General features: G+C 73.9%; 5 protein-coding genes. 2 read left to right on the top strand and 3 right to left on the bottom strand.

Translation table 11 applies throughout. The annotated features are described in order from the left end of the window. The coding region (locus ABZ297_RS46090) for a hypothetical protein (RefSeq protein ID WP_355360735.1) at positions 1-615 on the top strand (615 nt) is incomplete at its 5' end. 7 nt (positions 616-622) lie between these two features. Here ABZ297_RS46090 and ABZ297_RS46095 read toward each other — a convergent pair. Next, complete coding sequence (locus ABZ297_RS46095; protein WP_355360738.1) at positions 623-1,615, bottom strand: DUF5937 family protein; 993 nt, start codon at positions 1,613-1,615, stop codon at positions 623-625. A 94-nt stretch (positions 1,616-1,709) separates the two neighbouring features. Between ABZ297_RS46095 and ABZ297_RS46100 the strand changes: the two genes are divergently transcribed. Then, positions 1,710-3,005, top strand: a complete 1,296-nt coding sequence (locus ABZ297_RS46100; protein ID WP_355360741.1) for an MFS transporter — start codon at positions 1,710-1,712, stop codon at positions 3,003-3,005. Positions 3,006-3,010: 5 nt separating this feature from the next. Here ABZ297_RS46100 and ABZ297_RS46105 read toward each other — a convergent pair whose 3' ends face one another. After that, positions 3,011-4,348, bottom strand: a complete 1,338-nt coding sequence (locus ABZ297_RS46105; RefSeq protein ID WP_355360744.1) for an FtsX-like permease family protein — start codon at positions 4,346-4,348, stop codon at positions 3,011-3,013. Continuing rightward, a complete protein-coding gene (locus ABZ297_RS46110; protein WP_355360746.1) occupies positions 4,345-5,163 on the bottom strand; it encodes an ABC transporter ATP-binding protein in 819 nt (272 codons plus the stop codon). Before ABZ297_RS46110 ends, ABZ297_RS46105 begins: the two co-directional genes overlap by 4 nt. Positions 5,164-5,440 lie beyond the last annotated feature (277 nt).

The raw sequence follows: 5,440 nt of genomic DNA on the forward strand, positions 1-5,440 counted from the left end.
GCGGACGTGCGGGCGCGCGGCTCCAACCGCGGCGGCTACCACCCGGGACGGCTGCCCGCCGAGGTCGCCGACCGGCTGACCGGCGTGCGCCGCCTGCCCTGCCGGGACCTCGCCGGCCTGCTGCACGCGGCCGACCTGAGCCAGTTCCGCGACCCTGACGTGACGCGGGAGCTGCGCGACTGGCTGCGGCTGACCCCGCGCCACCCCCGCTACCGGCTCGACGGCCTCACCGACCAGGCCCTGGCGCTGAGCGGGACGAAGGCGTTCGGGCTGCGCGCCTCGCTCGCGCTCTACCCGGCGCTGCGCGGCCTGGGGCTGCCCAAGGCGCTGGCCGCCGCCGCGCGCGGGCTGCTCGACTACGACGGGGACGTGCTGGTGCTGATCGGGCCGGTGGCGGAGCAGGTGGAGGCCGGCCGGGTGCTGATGCGGAACTGGCTCACCCTCTCGGGCCTGGGTTACAGCGCGCACCCGATCAGCCAGGTCATCGACTGCGCGGAAACCCGGCAGGCCCTGGCGGACCGGCTGGGCGTGGCCGACCCGCTGACCCTGCTGCACGTGGCGAGGGTCGGCCGTCCGAAGGTGGCCGCCGCCCCGTCCGCCAGGACGAGGACGTGACCACGGCTCAGGCGTCGTCGGCGAGCGCGTCGCCCAACGGAGTGCGCTCGTAGAGCACCTGGTTTCCCCGGCGGTGTGACTCCAGCAGCCCGGCGTCGCGCAGTACGGACAGGTGCGCCGAGACGGACGACGGCGCGAGAGCGTGCCGGCGTGCCAGGGACGTGGTCGACGCCGGTTCGCCGAGCCCGCTCAGGATGGCCGCCCGGTTCGCCCCGAGCAGCCGGACGAGCGGGTCCCGCGCCTCGGGAACGGGGCGGCGCTGCCACAGCTCGCCCATGCCACGCGCCGGATAGATGACCGTGGGCTGCCAGGGCGGGGCGAAGCCGCTCACCACGTCCGGCCAGACGAAGATGCTCGGGACCAGCAGCACGCCGCGGCCGCCGAGGTCCCGCACGTTGCGGAAGGCGGGTGGGTCGCGGAGCGTGAGAGTGCCGTCCGCCCAGCTCAGCGTGGGATGCAGGTCGGCGAACAGGCTCTCGAGGCCGCCGTCGGCCAGTTGCCTCGACCGGTAGGCGATGTCGGCGTCCAGCAGGGCGCGCAGCCGCGGCCAGTCGGTGGCGATCAGGGCGTTCCAGGCACGCTCGGTGAGGTCGGCGAGCCGCTGCACGGCACGCGCGGGGTCGTCGAGCATCCTGCGGCCGAGCGGGGACTCGGCGGCTCTCGGGGCGCAGGCCAGCGAGCGGGCCATCTCGTCGCGCGCCGCGGCCGGGTCGGTGGCCCGCAGGCGCGACAGCTCCTCCTCGAAGGAGGCGGGCGAGGCCGAGGGGGGAGGCGCCAGGAAGTCGGGGGTGTAGCCGCCGGGCGTCCGCATGAACAACTGCAACTCGGACAGGTCGAGCCCGGCCAGCGCCGCCCGCATCCGCCGCAGCCACGGCAGGTGGTAGCCGTGCCGTCCGCGACGCGTCAGCGTACGGACGGCCTCATGGGTTTCGCACAGCGGCGAGAGGGCGAACCGGCAGCGCAACAGGTCGTCGGTGCCGAACCTCAGGTGCAGCGGCATGGTCCCCTCGTGATTCGGCCCATGATTCGGCCCATGATTCGGCCACAGCCTAATGACTGGAGAACGGCTCGGGCGCCCCGGCAGGCTGCCGCTCATGTCATCCCACCCTTCCGGGGGCGGAGGCTCGGGCCCGGCAGGCGCCGACGGGCGGAGCTCCGGTTACCTGGCCGTCTTCGCGGTTCGCGAGTTCCGCGCGGTGTTCGCCGCGCACGCGATGTCGACGCTCGGAGTCGTCGTCTCCGAGATCGCCCTGTCGGTCCTGATCTACCGGCTCACCTCCTCGCCGCTGCTCAGCGCGCTGACCTTCGCCCTCGGGCTGCTTCCGTACGTGGTCGGCGGCGCCCTGCTGTCCTCCGTCGCCGACCGGTTCCCGGCACGCCGGGTTCTGGTCGTCTGCGATCTGCTCTGCGCCGCCTGCGCGGCCGGGATGGTGGCGCCGGGCGTGCCCGTCGCCGTGCTGCTCGTCCTGCGGTGTGTGACCGCCGCCGTCGCGCCGGTCTTCACCGGCACGCGGGCGTCGACGCTCGGCGACATCCTCGGCGAGGGCGACCTGTTCATCCTGGGCCGCTCGGTCATCCGGCTCGTCGGGCAGAGCGGGCAGCTCGCCGGCTTCGCCGCCGGCGGCCTGCTGCTGGCCGTCCTGTCGCCGCGGGCCGTGCTCGTGCTGGCGGTGGCGACCTTCCTCGGCTCCGCGCTGCTGCTCCGCTTCGGCACGTCCGCCCGTCCGGCGCGGGCCGGGACGGACGGCGGCGCGCTGGTGAGCGAGTCGCTGTCCGGGATGCGACTGCTCCTCGCCGACCGGCGCGTCAGGTCGCTCCTGCTGCTGGCCTGGGTGCCGCCGATGTTCGTGGTCGTCTCCGAGGCGCTTCTGACCTCGTACGCCGGCGCCCTCGCGGTCAGTCCGGCGGGGCTCGGCCTGCTCATGTGCGGGATGCCGATCGGCGCGATCGCGAGCGAGGCCCTGGTGGGCTCGCTGCTCGGCCCGCGTGGCCGGGCGCGTCTCACGCTGCCGGTCGCCGTGCTGGCGATGCTGCCGGCCGTCGGGTACGCGTTCCAGCCCTCGCTCGGCTGGGCGCTGGTGTGTCAGGTGCTGACCGGCTGCGGCATCTCCTACACCCTCGGCCTTGACCAGTGGTTCGTCGCCGCCGTCCCGGAGCGGCTGCGTGGCCGGGCGATGACGGTGATGACCGCCGGTCTGATGACGGCCCAGGGCCTGGGCATGACCCTGGCGGGCGCGGCCGCCGAGTTCGTCCCCGTCCACCAGGTCATCGCCTGCGGGGGCGCGCTGGGCCTGGTGTGCGTGTCCGCCGTGCTGTGGGGCGTCCTGCGGACGCGGAACGCGGACGGGAGCCGCGCCCACCCGGACACGACGGGAGGGGCGCACCGGTAGGCGGGCTACGCCGCGGAGAGGGCGTCGACCGGCCGGGTGCGCAGGGCGCCCAGCGCCGTCGGGATCGCGGCCAGCATGACGAGCAGGAAGGCGCCGCCGACGATGGCCAGGTACATCCACGCCGGTCCGGACGCGATCGGCGAGCCGGTCTTGACCAGGCTGTACGGCACGGTCGTCACGGCGGCGGCGCCGGTGCCGAGCACGACGGCGATGGCGGCGGTGACGGCGGCCTCGACGGTGACCATCCTCAGCACCTGGCCGTGGGTGGCGGCGGACAGCCGCAGCAGGCCGAACTCGCGGCGCCGCCGCCTGGTGGCCGCGACCAGCGTGTTGATCACGACGATCGCCGAGAAGCCGATGATCATGGTGACGACCAGGTAGTTCACGGGCGCGAGTTGCACACCGACGTCACCGGCGACGGCGGGCCCGCGGTGGGTGCTGTCCTCGGTGCTTTGCATGTAGAGGGTTCCGGCCGCGATGCCCACCAGCAGGATCAGCGGTGACGCCACGCTGGCGCTGTGCTTCGCCCGCACGTGGACGTTGCGGGCGGCCAGCCTGGCGGTGGCCCCGATCCTGGCCTGGGTGAACAGCCTGATGGGCGTCACCGCGGCCGGGCTGAGCAGGGCGAGCCCGACCGCCGCGGCCACGCCCGCCGGGCCCGCCGTGCTGGAGAGCAGCGGGCCGTTCTCCATGAGGAGGGTTCCCGCCCCCAGGCTCAGGCCGACGACCAGCAGCCCCAGGCCGCTGAGCACGCGGGCGCGGGTCAGTGCGCGGGCCGCCGCGGGCGTGGACTCACTCAGCGCGCGCACGGGCGGGATGGACGCGGCCCGCCTGCTGGAGATCAGGGCGGCGCCGACCGCCGCGAGCAGGGACGTGCCCGCGCCGATCGCCACGCACAGCCACCCCGCGCTCAGCTCGGTGCGGGCGCTGACCAGGCCGCCGTCCACGAGCCGCCCGAGGACGAGCGCGCCGAGCCCGACGCCGGGCAGCAGGCCCGCGACGACCGCGGGCAGCGCCACCATGACCGTCTCCCGTACGACGTTCTGCCGGATCTGCCGTGGGGTGGCGGCGATCGACCGGAGCAGGGCGAGTTCCTGTTCCCGGTGCTGGATCGTCAGGGAGACGGTGGAGACCACGCCGAAGGCGACGATCGCCACCGTCCAGCCGCCGAGGATGGCGGGCAGCATGACCAGGAAGCCGGTGTCGCCGCCGGTCGCCATCCCGGTCTCCAGCAGGCTCGCGAACGCGGTGAGCAGCGCGGTGCCCGCCGCCATCACGGCCGCCGAGGCGAGGAACGACGCCTTGTGCGCGCGGACCGCGAGGAAGGCCAGTCTCCACATCATCGGACGCCACCGTCCTGGGGGACCGGCCTCGCGTCGGCGGCTGCCGGCGCGGACAGCTGGGCCATCCGCGCGGCCACCGCTCCCGCGTGCGGGCGCGCCATGCTGTCGACGATCCGCCCGTCGGCGAAGAAGACGACCGTGTCGGCGTAGGAGGCCGCCACCGGGTCGTGGGTGACCATCACGATCGTCTGGCCGGACAGGGTCACGGCCTCCCGCAGGATGTCGAGCACGTCGCGGGCGGCCTGGGTGTCGAGGGCGCCGGTGGGCTCGTCCGCGAAGAGGACGGCCGGCTGGGAGAGCAGGGCGCGGGCGATGGCCACGCGCTGCTGCTGGCCGCCGGACAGCTCCGCCGGGCGGTGGTCGATCCGGTGGCCGAGCCCGAGCCGGGTGAGCAGCGCCCGCACCTGCCGCTGGTCGGCGCGGCGGCCGGCGAACTCGAGGGGCAGGGTCACGTTCTGCGCCACGGTCAACGTCGGCACGAGGTTGAAGGACTGGAAGACGAAGCCCATGCGCTCGCGCCGGAGCCGGGTCAGGGCCGTCTCGTCCATGCCCTTCAGGTCGCGCCCGTCGAGGACGACGGACCCGGACGTCGGCCGGTCGAGCCCGGCGGCGCAGTGCAGCAGGGTGCTCTTTCCCGAGCCCGAGGGGCCCATCACCGCGGTGAAGGTGGCACGGGGGATGCGCATCGTCACCCTGTCGAGCGCGGTGACGGCGGCGTCGCCGTGCCCGTGGCGCTTGACCACGTCGAGCAGTTCGAGGGCGTAGGGCGCGGGCGCATGGGCATGCACCCCTCGTGAATACGCTGTACGAGTCATAAATACACCGTACAACGTGATCGAAAGATATGCGAAGCCTTGCCCTATTTCCCCAGGCCAACAGGCTTGATTCGTGCATTTCTCCTCCCGTCTTCTATACTTTCGTCACGACAAGAGTTTCGTGACGAAAATGAGGGTGGTCGCCGAGCATGCCGACGTGTGAGATGTGCGGACGGACGCTGCGCCCGGCCGAGCGCGGCCGGCCACCGCGGTACTGCTCACGCGCCTGCCGGGCACGCGCCTACCGGATGCGCGTCGCGGACCGTTCGACGGCGGA

This window comes from Nonomuraea sp. NPDC005983 (genome assembly GCF_040614375.1).
Classification (GTDB): domain Bacteria; phylum Actinomycetota; class Actinomycetes; order Streptosporangiales; family Streptosporangiaceae; genus Nonomuraea.